This window comes from Streptomyces sp. NPDC085524 (assembly GCF_044541755.1).
Lineage (GTDB): Bacteria > Actinomycetota > Actinomycetes > Streptomycetales > Streptomycetaceae > Streptomyces.
Genome location: NZ_JBITTH010000016.1, coordinates 100939 through 120790 on the forward strand (window position 1 = coordinate 100939; position 19852 = coordinate 120790).

Sequence of the window (19852 nt, forward strand, 5' to 3'; positions counted from 1 at the left end):
AGCCGCCATGTCCGGCATCCCCCTCGGGGTCCTCGACCTGATCCCGGTCACGTCCGGTTCCACCGCCGCCGACGCCCTGCACCGCAGCATCGACCTGGCCCGGCGGGCGGAGGGCTTCGGCTACGCCCGCTACTGGTTCGCCGAGCACCACCTCAACCCGGGGGTCGCCGGGACCTCACCGGCGGTGGTCCTCGCACTGACCGCCTCGGCGACGAGCAGCATCCGGCTCGGCTCCGGTGCGGTGCAGCTCGGACACCGCACCGCACTGTCGACGGTCGAGGAGTTCGGCCTGATCGACGCGCTGCACCCGGGCCGCATCGACCTGGGGCTGGGCCGCTCGGCGGGCCGGCCACCGGCGCGCACCGGGGAGCCCGCGCCGCCCACCACCCCGGTCGTGGACGGGTACACGGCGAACGGGCTGCGCATCCCGGAACGGTTCTCCTTCGCGCACCTGATCGGCCACCCGCGCCTCCTGCTCCAGCAGAAGCTGCTGAACCTGCCCGGCGCCCAGCCTCAGGATTACGCCGAGCAGGTCGACGACGTCCTCGCGCTGCTGCGGGGCGAGTACCGCTCCCCGGAAGGGGTGGAGGCGCACGCCGTCCCAGGCGAGGGGGCCGACGTACAGGTGTGGATCCTGGGGAGCAGCGGTGGGGTCAGTGCGGAGGCGGCGGGGCGCAACGGGCTGCGGTTCGCCGCGAACTACCACGTCAGCCCCGCCTCGGTGCTCGAGGCCGCCGACGCCTACCGGGCCGCCTTCAAGCCGTCCGCCGAGCTGGACCGGCCGTACCTGACGGTCTCGGCCGACGTCGTCGTCGCCGGGGACGACGAGACGGCCCGGGAGCTGGCCACCGGGTACGCGCCCTGGGTGCGCAGCATCCGCAGCGGCGAGGGCGCCATCCCGTTCCCCACCCCCGCAGAAGCACGCGCCCTGCCCTGGACCGAAGCGGACCGGGCGCTGGTGGCCGACCGGGTGGAGACCCAGTTCGCGGGTTCGGCGCGGACCGTGGCCGATCAGCTGGAGCGGCTCCAGGAGGCCACCGGGGCGGACGAGTTGCTGATCACCACCATCACCCACGACCACGCGGCCCGGGTCGACTCGTACCGGCTGCTGGCCGAGGAGTGGGCGCGCCGCTGACCGCCGGCCGGGCTCGGCAGCGGTGCGGAACGGAACGGAACGGAGCCGGCCGGCGCGGGTCGCGGGCCGGCCGGCTACCCCGTGCGGGGGGGGTGTCAGTCCCCGTCGCGGACCGCGACGATGCCGTTGAAGACGCCGACGTAGGCCGTGCCGTCCGGGCCGAGGGTGATCGGGGCCCAGTTGTTGTCGTACAGCGGTCCGGTTCCGGTCAGCCGGCTCCAGCGCCGCTCACCGGTGCGGAAGTCCACGGCGGTGAGGTACCAGGCGTCGACGCCCCAGAAGTTGGGCTGCTTCTCGTAGAAGTAGAGCAGTCCGTTGGCGGTGGAGAGCTTGGGGACGACGGAGGGAGCACGGATCGCGCTCTCCCAGACCGTGTCGCAGCCGCTGCCGTCCGGGCGGACGTCGATGCGGCTGACGCCGCCGACGACCGACTTGCCCATGAGCAGCGTCGTCACGTTCTCGTAGCCGTAGTTGTTCTCGACGACGATGCTGTTGCCCCAGGTGATCAGGGAGTTGTCGGTGGTCGAGGCGCCGGAGCCGAACACGGGCACCTTGCAGACCAGCCTCTGGCCGGCGGGGACGTCCACGCCCCGCTTGTAGACCAGGACGTTCATCCGGTCGTCGGCGTTGTCGGTGATGGCGACGTAGCCGTTGCCGAAGAGGTCCGGGGTGGTGCCCGAACCCTGGTTCACGGAGCCGGGCTTGGTGCCGGTGCCGCGGTCGTACGCCTGGCGCCACTGCACCACGGGGGTTCCGTCGGCGGCGGCGCGGAAGCTGTAGAGCGCGTGGTCGGAGACGATGGAGACGCCGTCCTCGGCCACCGAGAAGGAGTTCTGGATCTCCTCGCCCGCCAGCTGTACGGAGCGGATCTGCGAGGTCGCCGGGTCCACGGTGCCGACGCGGCCCTGGCGGGTGACCCACCAGATGCGCCCGTTCCAGTCGGGCATCACGGAGGTGACGGGGTCACAGGTGCCACTGGGCCACAGGTTGGTCCAGCTGACGCAGTCGTGCGGTACCTGGCCGGTGAGGTCCCAGTCGTCGTCTATCGCGAACTTCCAGCTCCCGTCGGGGTTCTGGGAGTGGGACAGCCGCAGGATGTGCTGGCGGGAGTCGGCCAGTACGGCCCGGTCCTGGTTGTCCAGGTAGAAGTAGGCGCCGCCCGAGGTGTCCTTGAAGATCTTCGAGAAGTCGAGCTGGGTGATCGCCTCGACCGTCGAGGAACGCTGCGGGAGCTTGTACTCCGCGAGCGTGGCCAGCGTACGGGGCTCCAGGAGCTTGACCTTGAAGCCCGAGAAGGTCCCGCAGACGGTGACGAGCCGGCCCGCGGAGTCGAAGGTGGCGGTGGCGCACTCGCCGCCGAGGGCCGCGATGGCCTCGCTCTTGACCTGGAGGTTCTTGCCGAGCGGGCCCGACCAGGGCGAGGTGGCGCTGCCGCCCGCGTCGGAGTGCATGCCCGCGCGGCCGTTGGGCGCGAGGAACGGGTGCTGCGGCGGCGCTTCCCCGGGCAGCGGGGCCGCGGCGGCCGGGGCGCCCTCGTAGTGGCTGACCAGGCGGTGGCCGGGGGTCTTGGGTATCTCGTCGGCCCCCGCCGGCGTGATGGCGTTGATCGTCGCGAATACGGCGACCACCGGTATCACGGCGCAGTTCAGCGCTCTTCGGAACATGCGGGCCTCCTCCCTATTCTCTTCGGTTCTGTTGACAAGGTGTCTGACATCGCGCCGCGGCCAGACGCTAGATCGCCTTGCCCGAAGAGTCCATGGATGTTCCGTGCGATTCACGAACACGCAACAGTTGATCGACATCGCCGGTCTACGGCTTGAGGCTGCCGACCACGTCGGCCGTGGCGGCCAGGCCGTTGTGGATGGTCGCGGCCATGCTGCTGCTCGCCAGGTAGAACCCGAGCAGCACGCAGACGAGCGCGTGCGAGAACTTGAGGCCGCCGCTGCGCAGGAAGATCCACGCGAGGACGATCAGCAGGACGACCACGGAGAGGGAAATCACCATCGAAACCTCCTTGCTCGGCGCCATGTTGGCGCAGAGAGGGGTCCCACCGGGCGAACGAGGTGTCCGCCGAACGGGTGTTGACCGTCCGTGACGTTCATCCGGTCCTTGACGATCAGCCGGCGGGGAGCCGGAAAGGCCGGCGCCGGCCTCTTGCCCGGCCTGCGATCCGCGTGCCATATATGTCTAGACCTTTCCGGCCGAAGGAAGCGGAGGACGGCACCCGTGCGACGCACCGCCCCCACACTCGCCCTGTACCTGGCCCTCGCGGCCCCGGCGGCGGCCTGCACCGCGTCCGACACCACACCGCCCTCCGCCCCCGCCGGACTCACCGCCCAGGCCGGCAGCGCCACCAGCGTGCACGTCATGTGGAACGCCGCCGCCGAGGGCGAGGGGGTGAGCGGCTACCAGGTCTTCGAAGCCGGCGCCCTGGTGCGCGAACTCCCGGCCGGGAAGACCATGGTGGACGTCACCGGCCTCAGCCCGCAGACCGGGTACACCTTCACGGTCCGGGCCCGGGACGCCGCCGGGAACCTCTCCGAACCGGGCCCGCCCGTGAGCGTGACCACTCCGGCGGCCAAGGCCGAGGACCGGCAGCCGCCCACCGCCCCGGCCTCGGTCGCGGCCCGCGCGACGGGCCCCCGGGCGGCCCTGGTGTCCTGGACCCCGGCGAGCGACGACACGGGCGTGACCGCGTACGACGTCTACCAGGGCGGCGTGCGCATCCACACAGCGGGCCCGGGCGCGAGCGAAACCGCACTGACGGGCCTCCAGCCCGACACCGTCTACACCCTCACGGTCCGCGCCCGCGACGGGGCGGACAACTCCTCCCCCGACGGCCCCGCCGTGGACGTGACGACCCCGCCCGCCTCCGGCGACGGCCCGAACACCGCTCCCGCCGAGTTCACCGCGACCGCCTCCCCCGGCACGGTGGCCCTCGCCTGGACCGCCCCGGACACCGGACGCGCAACCAGCGAGTACGAGCTGTACGTCAACGGACGGGCCACCACCGTCATCCAGTTCGGCGCGGGCGCGGTCCCCAGCGGCCGGGCGGAGCACCGGCTCACGGTGACCGAGCCCGCCGGTACGGTGTGGGCCGTCAAACTGCGGGCCAGACTGCCCGACGGGAACTGGGGCGCCTTCTCCGCGGAACGGACCATCACCCTCGCGGGGTGAGTTTCGGCAACGATCTGGCCGGAACCGACTCTGTCGGATAAGAAGATCACGCACAATACATCCGTGTTCGGTGAGTACTCGGTCAATGACAATCAGGCAGGATCCGCCGACGGCGATCCCGCGCGCACCCCGGCGACCGCGGCGGGGAACCTGCCGCCGGCACCCTCCGGCTTCGTCGGCCGCGAACGCGAACTGGCGCTGCTGCGGGATCTGTTGAAGGACCGGCGGCTGATCACCCTCACCGGGGTGGGCGGTGTCGGCAAGTCCCGGCTCGCCCTGCGGGCCGTCTCCGAGGCCCGGGGGCCGAAACCCGACGGCGTGTGGTGGGTGGAGCTTTCGCCGCTGCGCGACCCCGGCCTGCTCACCACGACCATCTCCCACGCCGTCGGCCTCGCGGACCACTCGGCGCGGCCCCTGGACGAGGAGTTGTGCGCCTGGATGGCGGACAAGAAGCTCCTGCTCGTACTGGACACCTGCGAGCACCTGGTGACCGACTGCCGCCACCTGGTGGGCGAACTCCTGCAGTCCGCACCCGGGTTGACCGTCGTGGTCACCTCCCGCGAGCCGCTCGGCTCCCCCGGCGAGGAGGTCGTCGAGGTACGCCCGCTGCCCTGCGAGGGGCCCGACAGCGACGCCCTCGTCCTCTTCCGCGCCCGCGCCCTCGCCGCGACCCCTCAGGCGGCGGCCGTGTTCGCGGACCCCGCCCGTACGACGGTCGCCGCCGAGGTCTGCAGGCGGCTCGACGGCATCCCGCTCGCTCTCGAACTCGCGGGAGCCCGGATGCGGTTGTGGTCGCTGGAGCAGATGGCGGAACGGCTCGGCGAACGCTTCGACGTGCTGTCGACGTGCCACTCGTCGGATGGCCGGGCCTCGCGGGTGCCCCGGCACCAGACGATGCGCACCACGATCGGCTGGAGCCACGAGCTGTGCGAGCCGCTGGAGCGGCTGCTCTGGGCCCGCTTGTCCGTGTTCTCGGGGGACTTCGACATCGCCGCCGCCCGCGCGGTGTGCGCGGGCGGTCCGCTGGGCGCCTCACGCGTGGAGCGCGTACTGGCGGGCCTGGTCGCCAAGTCGGTCGTGCTGCGCAGCGAGGAGCGGGGTGCGGGGGCCCGCTACCGGATGCTGGACACGATCCGCGAGTACGGGCACGACTGGCTGGCCGAGCTCGGCGAGGTGCAGATCGTCTCCGACCGGCACGCACACTGGTACGCGGCGCTCTGCGAGGCCGCCGACCGGGGCTGGCTGGGCCCGGGCCAGGTCGACTGGTACCGCAGGATGACCGCCGAGCACGCACAGCTCCGCACGGCCCTGGAACACCTGCTGGGCACCGACCCGGAGGCGGCCCTGGGGATGGCCGGGGCGCTGTGGTTCTACTGGTTCTCCTGCGGGCACGTGCACGAGGGCCGGGGCTTCCTGGAACGGGCCCTGCGGGCCGACCCGCACCCGGGGCCGGCCCGCCAGCAGGCCCTGTGGGCGCTCGGGCTCACCGCGCTGCTCCAGGGCGACATGGAGGCGGCGGTCGGGCTCGGCGAGGAGTGCACGCGGGACGCCGCCGTGCTGGGGGACCCGGAGCGGGAGCTGCGCGCGGCCTATCTGCACGCGGTGGCGGTCATGATGCCGGGCGATCCGGCACGGGCCCTGGCGCTGGCCGGGCCGCGGGCCCGGGCGGGCCACGGCGGGCGTACCGACGGCGCGGGCTGGCTGCTGTGCAAACTGGCCACCGGCTACGCGCTGTGCGACCTGCGGAGGTTCGAGGAGGCGGCGGAAGAGGCGCGGTCACTGCGGGAGGCCTGCGCGGAGCTGGGGGAACGCTGGCTGCGGGCCTACGCGGACTACATCCTGGCGGTGGCGGCGCTGGGCCTCGGCGAACACGGCGAGGCGGCCCGGCACGTGCGGGCGATGCTGTCGGGGAAGCGGCTGCTCGGCGACCGCTTCGGGATCGCGCTGGGCCTCGACCTGCTGGCCGCGGCAGTGGCGGCGCTGGGCGACGGCGAACTGGCGGCGCGGCTGCTGGGCACCGGGCACGCCTGGTGGCGCACCGTGGGCCGGCCGCAGATGGGCTCCCCCTCGCTGACGGCCCTGCGGGACCAGGGCGAGCGGCAGGCCCGGGCGGCGATCGGCGACGCCGCGTACGAGACGGCCTTCCTGGGCGGCGCTGCCGCACCCACCGGCTGACCGGCGGCCGGTGGGCGGCGTAACTCGTGGGCTCCCGTCAGTACGGGAGGGGTCTGCCCGACGGTGTGCGCAGATCCAGGTCTCGGGGAGCGGGCTTGGGGACGGGCTTGCGGATCAGCTGCTGGCGCATGCTGCCTCCTGGCTCAGACCAGGGCCGGGCGGCGGGGTTCCACCGTCTGGCCTTCGGGGAGCAGTTCACCTGTGTCGTCGAAGACGACCACGCCGTTGCAGAGCAGACTCCATCCCTGTTCCGGATGGGAAGCCACGGTGCGGGCCGCGTCGTGATCGGCGCTGTCGGCGGACGGGCAGGGGGGCTGGTGGGAGCACATGGCGCACCTCCTCGCAAGTGTGGGGCGGGAAGGCCGGTGGTCACCCGGTCGAATCCGCGATCCACGGTGGCGGTGAGTATTACTGATCGCCACCCCCCGGCGGAACCCATATTCGGGGTCCAGTTCAAGGTGTGTATGCCCGATTACCATGCGCTCATGCCCGTTATCCGGATCGTTCACCAGACACACCTGCCCCCTTCCGAATCGTGGAAACGGCTGACGGACTGGGCGGGGCACGGCGCGCAGGTCCCTCTCACGCGGACGATCATCGAGACGCCCGGGCCCACGCGCGTCGGGACGATCTTCAGGGCTCGAACGGGCGTGGGCAGGGTCACATTCGACGACCCGATGGAAGTCGTCGTCTGGCACCCCCCGACGGAGACCGGGCCGGGCTTCGTCCGGCTGGAGAAGCTCGGCCGCGCGGTGACGGGCTGGGCGGAGATCGAGATCCGCCCCTCCCCCGGCGGGGGCAGCGAGATCCACTGGAACGAGTCCCTCCGCCTCACCCTCCTCCCCCGCCTCCTGGACCCGCTGGTGGCCAGGGCGGGCCACCGCCTCTTCGGCCGGGCCCTGACCCGCCTCCTGGCCCGGCCCGCCGCCTGACGAGCCGGACCGGGGGCGGGACGGGCCCGGGGACCGGGGGCGGCCCGCTAGCGGATCGGGAGGCCGGACAGGGTCCGGGCGATGACGAGCCGCTGGATCTCGCTCGTCCCCTCGAAGATCGTGTAGATCGCGCTGTCCCGGTGCATGCGCTCCACCGGGTACTCCCGGGTGAACCCGTTGCCGCCGAGGATCTGGACCGCCTGGGCGGTGACCTTCTTGGCCACCTCGCTCGCGAAGAGCTTCGACATCGAGCCCTCCGCCGAGGTGAACGGCCGGCCCGCGACCGCCATCCACGAGGCGCGCCACACCATCAGCCGGGCGGCGTCGATCTGCGTCCGCATGTCGGCGAGCTGGAAGGCCACGCCCTGGTTGTCGATGATCGGACGGCCGAACTGGGTGCGGGTCTTCGCGTAGTCCAGCGCCACCTCGTACGCCGCGCGCGCCGTGCCGACCGCCATCGCGCCGACGGCGGGCCGGGAGGCCTCGAAGGTGGCCATGGCGGCGTTCTTCACGCGCTCGCCGCCGCCGCTGCGGGCCCGCTCGTGCGCCCGCGCCAGCCGCTCGTCCAGCTTCTCCTTGCCGCCGAGCAGGCAGGACCCCGGGACCCGTACGTCCTCCAGCACCACCTCGGCGGTGTGCGAGGCCCGGATGCCGTGCTTCTTGAACTTCTGCCCCTGGGACAGCCCCGGGGTGTTCGGCGGGACGATGAAGGAGGCGTGCCCCTTGGTGCCCAGCTCCGGGTCGACCACGGCCACGACGATGTGGACGTTGGCGATGCCGCCGTTGGTCGCCCAGGTCTTGGTGCCGTTCAGCACCCACTCGTCCTTGGCCTGGTCGTAGACGGCCCGTGTCCGCATGGCCCCGACGTCCGAGCCGGCGTCCGGCTCGGAGGAGCAGAAGGCGGCCACCTTCACGTCGTCCGGGGTGCCGTACATCTGCGGGATCCAGGTGCCGATCTGCTCCTCGGTGCCGTTGGCGACGACGCCGATGGCCGCGAGTCCGGTGCCCACGATGGACAGGGCGATGCCCGCGTCGCCCCAGAACAGCTCCTCCATCGCCATCGGGATGCCGAGGCCCGTCGGGTCGAAGAACTGCTGGGCGTAGAAGTCGAGGGAGTAGATGCCGACCTTGGCGGCCTCCTGGATGACGGGCCAGGGAGTCTCCTCGCGCTCGTCCCATTCCGCGGCGGCGGGCCGGATCACATCGGCGGCGAAGCCGTGGATCCACTCCTGCACCTGCTTCTGGTCGTCGTTCAGCTCCATGGTGAACTCCGCCATGTCCCCTCCACCTGTCCGTACTCGTCCTAGCGCGGGTTACCAGCAGTAACCGCCACGATCGCCACAGTCTGTTACCGGCGAGTAAGCACTGTCAAGCACGGCCGGAGGAGGCAAGGCCGATGGGATCGGGAGGGTGTGCGGGGTGTTACGTTGCGTGGGCGTCACGCACATCGCAAGGGCGGGGAGAGAATCACGTCATGGAGACCACGCAGCAGGCCGGCGAGCCCGGAGCGGCCGACCGCCGGCGCCGGGAACTGCTCGAAGCGGCCGACCGGGTCGTGCTCAGGGACGGCCCCAAGGCCTCCATGAACGCCATCGCGGCCGAGGCCGGCATCACCAAGCCGATCCTCTACCGCCACTTCGGCGACAAGGCCGGCCTCTACCAGGCCCTCGCCGTCCGGCACACGGACGCCCTGCTGGACTCCCTGCGGGCCGCGCTCGACGCCCCGGCCGAGCGCCGGAGCCGGGTGGAGCACACGCTCGACACCTACCTCGCCGCCATCGAGGCCCGCCCGCAGGTCTACCGCTTCCTGATGCACCCGGCCGAGGACTCCCACAGCACCGAGCGCGGCTTCGACGTGGGCCTGCACTCGGCGCCGCTGCTGCGCAGGCTCGGCGAGGAGCTGGCCCAGGTGATCGGCGAACGGGTCGACCTCGGCCCCGGCGGTGAGCGCCTGGCCCGGGTGTGGGGCCACGGCATCGTCGGCATGATGCACGCGGCGGGCGACTGGTGGCTGGGCGAACGCCCCTGCGAGCGCGCGGAACTCGTGGCCGGTCTCACCGACCTCCTCTGGGGCCGCCTCTCCACCGCCGGCAACCGCCAGGACGGCCCGGGCTTCTGACCCCGCCGCCTCCCGGCTCCGCCGCACCTCTCCGGCCGGCTGCCCGGGCAAAGTCCAGCCCAGCCGCGGGCACATTCAGCCTCGCCGGCGTTTGAGGCGCGGGGTCTGGGGCGCGGGGTCTGGGGCGGAGCCCCAGGAAACCCGGCTCCGCCGGGCACCGGGCTCTGCCCGGACCCGCTCCTCGAACGCCGGAGGGGCTGGATGCGCCCCGGCGGAGCCCGGGGCGCACGGCAGCCGGCCGAACCGACAGCCGACGGCGCAGCCGCGGAGGCGGGCCGGGGCCGGGCGAGTTGCCCGGGGCCGCCGGGCTAGTCGCGGAAGGCCGCCGCGCCCCACGGGGTCTTGCGGATGGCACGCCGCAGGCGACGCGCGCGCAGACCCGTCACCCGGTCCGCGTACACCGCACCGGCAAGGTGATCGCACTCGTGCTGCAGGCACCGCGCGAAGAACCCCGTCCCCTCGATCCGCACGGCCGCGCCGTCCGAAGTGACCCCCTCCACGACCGCCCGGTCGAACCGCGGCGTGCCCGCTTCCAGCCCCGGCAGGGACAGGCACCCCTCGGGCCCGAGGAACTCGTCCCCGTCCGCGGAGACCAGCCGCGGGTTGACGATGTGCCCGACGTGCCGCACGTCCTCGTCGTCCGGGCAGTCGTACACGAACACCCGCTGCCCCACGCCGATCTGGTTCGCCGCGAGCCCGACGCCCTCCGCGGCGTACATCGTCGCGAACATGTCCTCGATGAGCCGGTCGAGGGCCGGACCGAATTCGGTGACCTCCGCACAAGCGGAATGCAGCACCGGATCGCCCAGGAGGCTCATGGTGCGGACGTGACCGGTGGTACCTGGGATGGGGCGCTGTCGCATGGCCGTAAGGGTACGACGGGCGAATATATGAGGAGATCTGCCGTGGCGTTGGGGCGCCGCGGTGAAGGCTCCTGCAGGTACTGGATAGGCTGGGGCGACCGACGCTAGGAGGACAAGGGACGATGGCAGGCAACACGGAGCCGCTTTCGCCGCGGGCCAAGCTGGCCGTGACGGCGGGCAAGGCCGCGGCGGCGGTGTCGCGGGCCGCGGGACGCGGAAGCGGATCGGTGATCGGAGGCAAGGTCGCGCTCAGACTCGACCCCGATCTCCTCGGAGCACTCGCGCAGCATCTCGATGTCGTCCTCGTCTCCGCGACGAACGGCAAGACCACGACGACCCGGCTGATCGCGGAGGCCCTGCGGGCCAGCGGTCCGGTCGTCTCCAACGCGCTGGGCGCGAACATGCCGGCCGGCATCACCTCGGCCCTCGCCGGCGGCTCGGACGCCAAGTACGGCGTCATCGAGGTGGACGAGAAGTACCTGGCGGGCGTGGCCCGGGACGTCACCCCCAAGGTGATCGCCCTGCTGAACCTCTCCCGCGACCAGCTGGACCGCGCTGCCGAGACCCGCATGCTCGCGGAGAAGTGGCGCGAGGGCCTCGAGGGTTCGAAGGCGGTCATCGTCGCGAACTGCGACGACCCGCTGATCGTGTGGTCCGCGTCCTCCTCGCAGAACGTGGTCTGGGTCGCCGCCGGCCAGGAGTGGAAGGACGACGCCTGGTCGTGCCCCTCCTGCGGTGGCGTCATGCAGCGCCCGGGCGACGACTGGTTCTGCGGCGAGTGCGGTTTCCGCCGCCCGACGCCGACCTGGGTCCTCTCGGGCGACCACGTGCTGGACCCGCACGGTTCGGCCTGGCCGATCCAGCTCCAGCTGCCCGGCCGCGCCAACAAGGCGAACGCCGCCACCTCGGCGGCCGTCGCCGCCGTCTTCGGCGTGCCGCCGCAGGTCGCGCTGGAGCGGATGTACCAGGTGCAGGCCGTCGCCGGCCGCTACGACGTGGTCAATTTCCAGGGCCGTGAGCTGCGGCTGCTGCTCGCGAAGAACCCGGCGGGCTGGCTCGAAACGTTTTCCCTGATCGACCCCCCGCCCACGCCGGTGATCCTCTCGGTGAACGCGCGCGGTGCCGACGGCACCGACACCTCCTGGCTGTGGGACGTGGACTACCCGCGCCTGGCCGGCCACCCGATCTTCGTGATCGGCGACCGCAAGCTGGACCTGGCGGTCCGCCTCGAGGTCGCGGGGCTGGACTTCCGGGTGTGCGAGACCCTCGACGAGGCCGTGCAGCTCGCGCCGCCCGGCCAGATCGAGCTGATCGCGAACTACACCGCCTTCCAGGACGTCCGCCGCCGCGTCGGCAACTAGCACCCTCAAGGACAGAGAGCATGAGCGACAACAGCCTGCGTCTGGTGTGGGTCTACCCCGACCTGCTGAGCACGTACGGAGACCAGGGCAACGCCCTCGTGGTGGAGCGCCGGGCGCGCCAGCGCGGTCTGGACGTGCAGCGCGTGGACGTGCGCAGCGACCAGCCGATCCCCACCTCGGGTGACATCTACCTGATCGGCGGCGGCGAGGACCGGCCGCAGCGGCTCGCCGCGGAGCGCCTGCTGCGCGACGGCGGTCTGGAGCGGGCCGTCTCGAACGGGGCGATCGTCTTCTCCGTCTGCGCCGGCTACCAGATCCTCGGCAAGGAGTTCGTCAACGACATGGGCCAGCGCCAGGAGGGGCTGGGCCTGCTGGACGTCGTCACCGTGCGCGGTGAGGGCGAGCGGTGCGTCGGCGACGTCCTCGCGGACATCGACCCGCGGCTCGGCCTGCCGCAGCTGACGGGCTTCGAGAACCACCAGGGCGTGACCCACCTCGGCCCCACGGCGAAACCGTTCGCCCGGGTGACGATGGGCCGCGGCAACGGCACCGGCGACGGGACCGAAGGCGCGTACAACGACACGGTGTTCGGCACGTACATGCACGGCCCCGTGATGGCCCGCAACCCGCAGATCGCGGACCTGCTGCTCAAGCTGGCCCTCGACGTGAACGCCCTGCCGCCCATAGACGACCGGTGGTACGAGGCGCTCCGCGCGGAGCGCATCGCGGCCGCGACGCAGCCCGCGTAGCACCCCCGTACCAGCCCTTCGGCCCGGTTCCCCCTGGTGGGAACCGGGCCGACGTGCATTCGTACGACCTTCAAGATCAGGATGTGGAGGATGGTTCAGTCCACCCTCCTTCCGCTTGTAGGGTGACGGGTAGTTCCAACCGGACGACGTGGTCCGGTCGTCGGCCCACGTTGCAAAGGTCTCTCCTGCCATGCGCATAGGTGTGCTCACTTCCGGTGGCGACTGCCCCGGCCTGAATGCCGTCATCCGTTCCGTCGTGCACCGCGCCGTCGTGGACCACGGCGACGAGGTGATCGGCTTCCTCGACGGCTGGAAGGGCCTGCTGGAGGCGGACTACCGCAAGCTCGACCTCGACGCCGTGGCGGGCATCCTCGCCCGCGGCGGCACGATCCTCGGCTCCTCCCGCGTCCAGCCCGCGCACCTGCGCGACGGCGTGGAGCGCGCCCGCGGCCACGTCGCGGACCTCGGCCTCGACGCGATCATCCCCATCGGCGGCGAAGGCACGCTGAAGGCCGCGAACCTGCTGTCCCAGGCCGGTCTGCCCATCGTGGGCGTCCCGAAGACCATCGACAACGACATCGCGTCGACCGACGTCACCTTCGGCTTCGACACCGCCGTCGGCGTCGCGACCGAGGCCCTGGACCGGCTGAAGACCACCGCCGAGTCCCACCAGCGCGTGATGGTCGTCGAGGTCATGGGCCGCCACACCGGCTGGATCGCCCTGCACTCGGGCATGGCGGCCGGCGCGCACGCGATCGTGGTGCCGGAGCGCCCCTTCGACATCGAGCAGCTGACGGAGATCGTCGGCGAGCGCTTCTCCGCGGGCAAGCGGTTCGCGATCGTCGTGGTCGCCGAGGGCGCCAAGCCGAAGCCCGGCTCGATGGAGCTGGAGCAGGGCGGTACCGACATCTACGGCCACGAGCGGTTCGCCGGCATCGGCAACCGGCTCGCGGTGGAGCTGGAGAACCGCCTGGGCAAGGAGGCCCGGCCGGTGATCCTCGGCCACGTCCAGCGCGGTGGCACGCCCACGGCCTACGACCGGGTCCTGGCCACCCGCTTCGGCTGGCACGCCGTGGAGGCGGCGCACCGGGGCGAGTTCGGCATGCTGACGGCGCTGCGCGGCACGGAGATCGAGATGGTGCCGCTCGCGGAGGCGACCTCGACCCTCAAGACGGTTCCGGCGCAGCGCTACGAAGAGGCGCAGAACGTTCTGTGACGCCCTTTCGGGCGCCCCTTTTGCCCTGATGCCGCCCCCGCGCGCAGTAGCGTCCGGGGGCGGCACTACTGTGGTGGGGCACCACGGTCAAGGGAGTGAACAGATGGATCACAGCGGGCACGGCATGGACATGAACATGGACCTGCCACCCTTCACCCTCGGCCGCGGGCTGGAGTTCTCCTTCGACGCCTTCTTCCTGTTCGGCTCGCTGCTCGGCCTCGCCCTGTACGGGTGGGGCGTGCTGCGGCTGCGCCGCCGCGGGGACTCGTGGTCGGCGGGCCGGACGATCGCGTTCACGATCGGCGTCCTGACCGTGGTCCTGGTGATGTGCACCAAGCTGAACGACTACGGCATGGTCATGTTCAGCGTGCACATGGTCCAGCACATGGTGATCAGCATGATCACCCCGATCCTGCTGCTGCTCGGGGCGCCGATGACGCTGGCGCTGCGCGCCCTGCCGCCCGCCGCGCGCGGCAGCAAGGGTCCGCGCGAGCTGCTCCTGATGCTGCTGCACAGCCGGTACATGCGGATCATCACGCACCCGGCGTTCACGATCCCGATGTTCATCGCGAGCCTGTACGCCCTGTACTTCACCCCGCTCTTCGACTTCCTGATGGAGAGCAGGACCGGGCACATCGCGATGATGGTCCACTTCCTCGCCGTGGGCATCGTGTTCTTCTGGCCGATCATGGGCGTCGACCCGGGCCCGCACCGCCCCGGCTACGTGATGCGGATGCTGGAGCTCTTCGCGGGCATGCCCTTCCACGCCTTCTTCGGCATCGCCCTGATGATGGCCACCCAGCCGATGATCAAGACGTACTCGAACCCGCCGGCCTCCCTCGGGATCGACCCGCTGCTCGACCAGCAGTGGGGCGGCGGGATCGCCTGGGCCTTCAGCGAGATCCCCTCGGTGCTGGTGCTGATCGCGCTGATGTACCAGTGGTACCACTCGGAGCAGCGGGCGGCGAAGCGGTCCGACCGGGCCGCCGACCGGGACGGCGATCAGGAGCTGGCGGCGTACAACTCGTATCTCGCCTCGCTCCGCGCGCGTGGCCAGTAGCGCGGGAGCGCCTTCGCGCGCCACCATGGGGCATGACCGGATCCGTGAAGGCGATGGCCGTCCTGACCTTCGCCGCCCTGGTGGCCGTCGCCACGTACTCCGTGGCCCTCGGCAGCAACGGCTGGCTTTGGTTCGGATGGATCGTGCTGGGGCTGCTGACTGCCGGAATGGCTGCTTCCCGTAACGGTTGACGAAGTCACGTCACCCCCCTCGGGCAGGCGGGCTCACCGTCCGTAGGATGACCGTGACAACGGGACATCGACGGGAGTGACCTGGTGTTCTACCACTTGCTCAAGCACGTCTTGCTCGGTCCGCTGCTGCGGCTGCTGTTCCGCCCCCGGATCGAGGGGCTGGAGAACATTCCGGCCGAGGGCGCGGCGATCGTCGCGGGCAACCATCTGTCGTTCTCGGACCACTTCCTGATGCCGGCGATCCTCAAGCGGCGGATCACCTTCCTCGCGAAGGCCGAGTACTTCACCGGCCCCGGCGTGAAGGGGCGGCTGACCGCCGCCTTCTTCCGCAGCGCCGGGCAGATCCCGGTGGACCGGTCCGGCAAGGACGCCGGGCAGGCCGCCCTGCGGGAGGGTCTGGGGGTGCTGGCCAAGGACGAACTGCTGGGCATCTACCCGGAGGGCACCCGCTCGCACGACGGGCGACTCTACAAGGGCAAGGTGGGCGTGGCCGCGATGGCGCTGCGCGCGGGCGTGCCGGTCATCCCGTGCGCGATGGTCGGAACCTTCGAGATCCAGCCTCCCGGGCAGAAGATCCCGAACATCCGGCGGGTGACGATCCGCTTCGGCCGGCCGCTGGACTTCTCCCGGTACGAGGGCCTGGAGGGCGAGCGGGCCGTGCTGCGGGCCGTCACGGACGAGATCATGTACGCGATCCTCGAACTGTCCGGCCAGGAGTACGTCGACCGGTACGCGGCCGAGGTCAAGGCCGAGGAGGAGGAAGCACGGAAGAAGGCCCGGCGCTCCTCACGCTGAGCCTTCTCCCGTACGTCACTGCCGCTCCCGGTCCTTAACGGATGGCCGGGAGCTCCTCACGCGCCGGGAACACTGAGTCCGCCGGTGCGGCGTCGGACGTCAGCGCCCGGGCCGCGGAGGGGGCCGGAGCGACCGGGGTGGCGTGCGGGTCGCACGTCACGTCCTGGGCGTCGACCTTGCCGGTCAGCAGGTAGGCGTCGACCCGCGTGTTGATGCAGGGGTTCACCAGGCTGGTGACACCGTGCGAGCCGGCGTTCTTCTCGGTGATCAGACGCGAGCCGCCGAGACGGCGGTGCAGCTCGACCCCGCCCTCGTACGGCGTGGCCGCGTCCCGCTCGGACTGGACGATCAGGACCGGCGGCAGACCGCGCTTGGCATTCGCGCCGACCTCGATCGGGTTGCTCTGCTTGGACTTCCAGGTCGCGCAGGGCAGGTTCATCCAGGCGTTGGACCAGGTCAGGAACGGGTACTTCTCGTGCAGCTTGGAGTTGTCCCGGTCCCACTTGGCCCAGCTGGTGGGCCACTTGGCGTCCGCGCACTCGACGGCCGTGTAGACGGCGTTGCCGTTCTCCGAGGCCGCGTTGCCCGCGGTGTCCGTCATGTCCGGGGCGATGGCGTCGATGAGCGCCTGCTCGTCACCGGCGGCCCAGGCCGCGAAGGTCTGGGCGACGGGCACCCAGGACGAGTCGTAGTACGGCGCGCCCTGGAAGAAGCCGATGAGCTCCGCCGGGCCGACGATCCCGCCGAGCGGGTGCGCCTTGGCCTTGGCGCGCAGCTCCTGGTACTTGGCCTCGACCTTGGCACGGGTGTCGCCGAGGTGGAAGGACGCGTCGTTCTTGGCGACCCAGTCCTGCCAGTCGTTCCAGCGCATCTGGAAGGCGACGTCCTGGCCGAGGTTGGCCTCGTACCAGATGTTGTCCTGCGCCGGGTTGACCACGCTGTCGACGATCATGCGGCGCACGTGGTTCGGGAACAGGGTCGCGTAGACCCCGCCGATGTAGGTGCCGTAGGAGACGCCGAGGAAGTTCAGCTTCTTCTCACCGAGGGCGGCCCGGATGACGTCCAGGTCGCGCGCGGTGTTCGGAGTGGTCATGTACGGCAGCATCTCGCCGCTGCGCTCCTTGCAGCCGTCCGCGTACTCCGCGGCGAGCTTGCGCTGGGCGCTCTTGTCGGCCTCGGAGTCCGGGACCGGGTCGGCCTTGGGGGCCTTGACGAACTCCTGCGGGTCGATGCAGGAGATCGGCGCCGAATGTCCGACACCGCGCGGGTCGAACCCGACGAAGTCGTACGCCTTGGCGGTGTTGACCCACAGCGGGCTCTTGGTGGTGGACCGGCGCGGGAAGCGCATGCCCGAACCGCCGGGACCGCCGGGGTTGTAGACGAGCGCGCCCTGGCGCTCCTCCTTGGTACCCGTGCTGACCGCGCGGTCGACGGCGATGTCGATGGTCTTGCCGAAGGGCTTGGCGTAGTCGAGCGGAACCTTGACCCAGCCGCACTGGATCGGGGCGGCGAAGCCCCAGTCGGCCGGGCAGTCCTTCCAGTCGATCCCGGTACGGGCGGCCCGCGCGGCGGCGAGCTGGACGCCCAGCGCCTCCGGGAGCCCGTTGTCACGGCCGGCGGTGGCCGCCGAGGCGGGCGTGGCGAGCAGCATGCTCGCCGCCAGCGTTCCGGTGATCAGTGTGGCGGCGCTCCCCAGCGCCGCGTTGCGTATCACGTGGTTGATCCCCCTGCGTCAGATACGGCGCGGACCGCCGGGTGCGGCGGTCCGCATGCAGGGGGATCCTTGCGCCTTACCGGGAGTTGGCGACAGAGCCGGTTCGACTTCTTTGCCAACCCGATAACCGGAAAGGTGTGTACCGCTGAGCGGTGTCTGCTTCGTCCCGTGTTCGCCCCGCGGTCACCAGCAGTAGGTACCGCGGGCCTCCTCCAGCAGCGTGCGCAGTGCGAGTGCGTCGGGAGCGAGGGCCGTGACCAGGACCGCGGGTCCGGCCAGCGGGGTCACCGCCGCGAACTCCCCCAGCGTCCGGGCCTGCGGCGGCTGCCCGGAGAAGTCCGGATTCACGACGAGGAGTTGGCCGAGGACCCGGTGCCCGGCGAGGCCGGCCGGGCCGTCCCAGCCGCCGGGGGCGCCCGGTCCGCAGGCGAGCTCCTGGTCCAGCAGCGGCCGCCCGTCCCGGGTGACGGAGAGGCGGCTGCGCAGCAGGCCCGGGGCCTCGCCGCTGCGGCCCAGCACCTGTTCCTCGCGCAGCAGCAGCCGGGCGGTGGGGGCCAGCTCCACCCGCGTGCGCACCCGCAGTTCGCTGCCGCGTACGGAGACCAGCGGCTCCGGCAGCCAGCGCACGGACGCCCCGTCGCCCAGGGTCAGGCGTACGTCGTACCGCGCGGGCTCGCCGCCCCGGCCGGGCAGGGCCAGGGTGGCCGCCGCCGAGCCCATCGCGAGGTGCGCCCCGGGCCCGACCTCGGCCTCGACCGTGAGGTGGTCCCCGCCGAGGGGGGCGCTCATGGCGCCGACGAGCATCACTCCGGCCTCGGCTCCGGCGCCCCGGGTGCGGCGCAGGGCGAGCGGTCCTTCCCCGGCCAGCAGCGGCAGGGCGGTGCCGCCCCGCCCGTCGGCGGCCGCGCGGATGCGGGCGGTGGCCCGTACGCCCGCCGGGGGCGGGGAGAGGGGAGGTGCGGTGGTCACCGGGTGCTCCAGGCGGCGATCCGCCCGCGCACCCAGTCGGCCACCGGGCCCACTCCTTCGGGGCCGCGCAGCGACTGGAAGGCGACGGGCAGTTCACCGCGCTGCTCGGCGGCGTCGCGGGCCATCCGGCCGAGGTCGGAGCCGACGTGGGGGGCCAGGTCGGTCTTGTTGACGACGAGGAGGTCCGCGGTGGTGACGCCGGGGCCGCCCTTGCGGGGGATGTCGTCCCCGCCCGCCACGTCGATGACGAAGATCTGGGCGTCGACGAGTCCGCGGGAGAAGGTGGCCGTGAGGTTGTCCCCGCCGGACTCGACGAGGATCAGGTCGAGTCGGCCGTTCTCGCGGAAGGTGTCCTCCAGTTCCTCGACGGCCTCCAGGTTGGCGGAGATGTCGTCGCGGATGGCGGTGTGCGGGCAGGCGCCGGTCTCGACGGCGGCGATCCGCTCGGGGGGCAGGACGGCCTCGCGCAGCAGGAACTCGGCGTCCTCCCGGGTGTAGATGTCGTTGGTGACGACGGCCATGGAGAGCTCGCTGCGCAGGGCGCGGCACAGGGCGGCGACGGTGGCGGTCTTGCCGGAGCCGACGGGTCCGCCGAGGCCGATCCGCAGGGCGCGCCGGGTGCCGTCGGGCCGCACCGGGTCGGCGCTGTGGGTGTGCCGCTGGGGATAGGTCACGGCGTGGTCGAGGTGCATGGGGGGTCTCCTTGGGGGTTCAGGAAGCGAAGAGGCGTACCGGCCAGTCGGCATGGGCCTGTGCCGAGATGTCCAGCAGCGGTGAGGAGGCCGCGGGCAGCGCGTCCGCGCCTTCGGAGCGGGCCAGCAGCGCGGCCGACTCCGCCTCGGCGCAGACGCCGTCGAGCTCGGGGGCGAGCCGGGCCAGCACCCCGCTCGCCTCGAAGGGGTCCAGGCCGAGCAGGCGCACGGTCGCGGTGGCGGGACCGCTGACGCTCTCGTACGCCGCCACGTGCGCGGCGTCGAGGGACCTGAGCCCCGCCGCCCGGGCGGTGACGCCGAGCACCACGGGCTGGTGGGCCCCGCGCGGGAAGGCCGCGGTCAGTGCGTCCAGTTCGGGCGCCGGCCAGGTGGCCCGGGCGGCGCGCAGCAGTTGCCGGCCGAGCTTGCGGGCCGCGGAGCGCAGCGCGGGCGAGGGGGTGCGGGCGTCGGCGGCGGCGTCGAGCGCCACCGGGTCGAGCCCGAGGGCGGCGGCCGCGGCGAGGGCGGCCGCGGTGAGCCCGGAGGTGTGCAGCCGGCCCCGGCAGAAGTCCTCCAGGGTGGCGGCGTCGTGGATCCGGCCCGCCTTGCAGGCGGCCTCGGCCCCGCCGGAGTGGGCGTGCCCTCCGGCGGGGAAGCGGCCGTCGGCGAGGACGAGCAGTGCGGCGAGGCTCATCGGACTGCGC

General features: G+C 72.1%; 20 protein-coding genes. 11 read left to right on the forward strand and 9 right to left on the reverse strand.

Annotated features, from left to right (window positions below):
- The first annotated feature begins 7 nt into the window (after positions 1-7).
- Positions 8-1135: an LLM class flavin-dependent oxidoreductase gene (locus tag ACIGFK_RS24390; RefSeq protein ID WP_376656972.1), complete on the forward strand. Its 1128-nt coding sequence runs from the start codon at positions 8-10 to the stop codon at positions 1133-1135.
- A gap of 95 nt (positions 1136-1230) precedes the next feature.
- Here the strand turns inward: ACIGFK_RS24390 and ACIGFK_RS24395 are convergent, their stop codons facing one another.
- Both ACIGFK_RS24395 and ACIGFK_RS24400 read right to left on the reverse strand, forming a co-directional pair.
- The gene (locus ACIGFK_RS24395; RefSeq protein ID WP_376656971.1) at positions 1231-2799 is read right to left on the reverse strand and encodes a hypothetical protein; all 1569 of its coding nucleotides are present in this window, start codon (positions 2797-2799) and stop codon (positions 1231-1233) included.
- 145 nt (positions 2800-2944) lie between these two features.
- Positions 2945-3139, reverse strand: a complete 195-nt coding sequence (locus ACIGFK_RS24400; protein ID WP_376656970.1) for a hypothetical protein — start codon at positions 3137-3139, stop codon at positions 2945-2947.
- 222 nt (positions 3140-3361) lie between these two features.
- On the opposite strand from ACIGFK_RS24400, the gene ACIGFK_RS24405 reads away from it, so the two are divergent.
- Together ACIGFK_RS24405 and ACIGFK_RS24410 are read left to right on the forward strand one after the other, a co-directional pair.
- Positions 3362-4312: a fibronectin type III domain-containing protein gene (locus ACIGFK_RS24405; protein WP_400053578.1), complete on the forward strand. Its 951-nt coding sequence runs from the start codon at positions 3362-3364 to the stop codon at positions 4310-4312.
- 63 nt (positions 4313-4375) lie between these two features.
- Positions 4376-6487: an NB-ARC domain-containing protein gene (locus tag ACIGFK_RS24410; protein ID WP_376656968.1), complete on the forward strand. Its 2112-nt coding sequence runs from the start codon at positions 4376-4378 to the stop codon at positions 6485-6487.
- A 143-nt stretch (positions 6488-6630) separates the two neighbouring features.
- Here ACIGFK_RS24410 and ACIGFK_RS24415 read toward each other — a convergent pair whose 3' ends face one another.
- Positions 6631-6816 carry a DUF5999 family protein gene (locus ACIGFK_RS24415; protein WP_365170754.1) on the reverse strand — a complete coding sequence of 62 codons (186 nt, stop codon included), beginning with the start codon at positions 6814-6816 and terminating at the stop codon, positions 6631-6633.
- Between the two features lie 321 nt (positions 6817-7137).
- On the opposite strand from ACIGFK_RS24415, the gene ACIGFK_RS24420 reads away from it, so the two are divergent.
- The gene (locus ACIGFK_RS24420) at positions 7138-7419 is read left to right on the forward strand and encodes a hypothetical protein (RefSeq protein ID WP_376656967.1); all 282 of its coding nucleotides are present in this window, start codon (positions 7138-7140) and stop codon (positions 7417-7419) included.
- A 47-nt stretch (positions 7420-7466) separates the two neighbouring features.
- Here ACIGFK_RS24420 and ACIGFK_RS24425 read toward each other — a convergent pair whose 3' ends face one another.
- On the reverse strand, positions 7467-8696 hold the full coding sequence (locus tag ACIGFK_RS24425) for an acyl-CoA dehydrogenase family protein (protein WP_376656966.1): 1230 nt from the start codon (positions 8694-8696) through the stop codon (positions 7467-7469).
- A 197-nt stretch (positions 8697-8893) separates the two neighbouring features.
- Here ACIGFK_RS24425 and ACIGFK_RS24430 point away from each other — a divergent pair, with 197 nt between their 5' ends.
- On the forward strand, positions 8894-9538 hold the full coding sequence (locus ACIGFK_RS24430) for a TetR family transcriptional regulator (RefSeq protein ID WP_376656965.1): 645 nt from the start codon (positions 8894-8896) through the stop codon (positions 9536-9538).
- A 308-nt stretch (positions 9539-9846) separates the two neighbouring features.
- Here the strand turns inward: ACIGFK_RS24430 and def are convergent, their stop codons facing one another.
- Positions 9847-10401, reverse strand: a complete 555-nt coding sequence (def, locus tag ACIGFK_RS24435) for a peptide deformylase (protein ID WP_400053582.1) — start codon at positions 10399-10401, stop codon at positions 9847-9849.
- Positions 10402-10523: 122 nt separating this feature from the next.
- On the opposite strand from def, the gene ACIGFK_RS24440 reads away from it, so the two are divergent.
- The 6 genes from ACIGFK_RS24440 to ACIGFK_RS24465 all read left to right on the forward strand — a co-directional run bounded on the left by ACIGFK_RS24440 (position 10524) and on the right by ACIGFK_RS24465 (position 15773).
- On the forward strand, positions 10524-11762 hold the full coding sequence (locus tag ACIGFK_RS24440) for a MurT ligase domain-containing protein (protein ID WP_376662412.1): 1239 nt from the start codon (positions 10524-10526) through the stop codon (positions 11760-11762).
- Positions 11763-11782: 20 nt separating this feature from the next.
- The gene (locus ACIGFK_RS24445) at positions 11783-12511 is read left to right on the forward strand and encodes a type 1 glutamine amidotransferase (protein ID WP_386466959.1); all 729 of its coding nucleotides are present in this window, start codon (positions 11783-11785) and stop codon (positions 12509-12511) included.
- Between the two features lie 190 nt (positions 12512-12701).
- The gene (locus tag ACIGFK_RS24450) at positions 12702-13727 is read left to right on the forward strand and encodes a 6-phosphofructokinase (protein WP_376657133.1); all 1026 of its coding nucleotides are present in this window, start codon (positions 12702-12704) and stop codon (positions 13725-13727) included.
- A gap of 103 nt (positions 13728-13830) precedes the next feature.
- Entirely contained in the window at positions 13831-14787 is a 957-nt protein-coding gene (locus ACIGFK_RS24455) for a cytochrome c oxidase assembly protein (protein ID WP_376657132.1), read from the forward strand.
- A gap of 32 nt (positions 14788-14819) precedes the next feature.
- Complete coding sequence (locus ACIGFK_RS24460) at positions 14820-14978, forward strand: hypothetical protein (protein ID WP_376657131.1); 159 nt, start codon at positions 14820-14822, stop codon at positions 14976-14978.
- Positions 14979-15062: 84 nt separating this feature from the next.
- Entirely contained in the window at positions 15063-15773 is a 711-nt protein-coding gene (locus ACIGFK_RS24465; RefSeq protein WP_376657130.1) for a lysophospholipid acyltransferase family protein, read from the forward strand.
- Positions 15774-15807: 34 nt separating this feature from the next.
- Here the strand turns inward: ACIGFK_RS24465 and ACIGFK_RS24470 are convergent, their stop codons facing one another.
- The 4 genes from ACIGFK_RS24470 to ACIGFK_RS24485 all read right to left on the reverse strand — a co-directional run bounded on the left by ACIGFK_RS24470 (position 15808) and on the right by ACIGFK_RS24485 (position 19842).
- Positions 15808-17424 (reverse strand): alpha/beta hydrolase, encoded by a 1617-nt coding sequence (locus ACIGFK_RS24470; RefSeq protein ID WP_400053644.1) that lies wholly within the window; start codon positions 17422-17424, stop codon positions 15808-15810.
- A gap of 246 nt (positions 17425-17670) precedes the next feature.
- Positions 17671-18456, reverse strand: a complete 786-nt coding sequence (locus ACIGFK_RS24475; protein WP_376657129.1) for an urease accessory protein UreD — start codon at positions 18454-18456, stop codon at positions 17671-17673.
- On the reverse strand, positions 18453-19148 hold the full coding sequence (gene ureG, locus ACIGFK_RS24480; protein WP_376657128.1) for an urease accessory protein UreG: 696 nt from the start codon (positions 19146-19148) through the stop codon (positions 18453-18455). Before ureG ends, ACIGFK_RS24475 begins: the two co-directional genes overlap by 4 nt.
- Positions 19149-19167: 19 nt before the next feature.
- Positions 19168-19842, reverse strand: coding sequence for an urease accessory protein UreF (locus tag ACIGFK_RS24485; protein ID WP_376657127.1), 675 nt, complete (start codon positions 19840-19842; stop codon positions 19168-19170).
- Positions 19843-19852 lie beyond the last annotated feature (10 nt).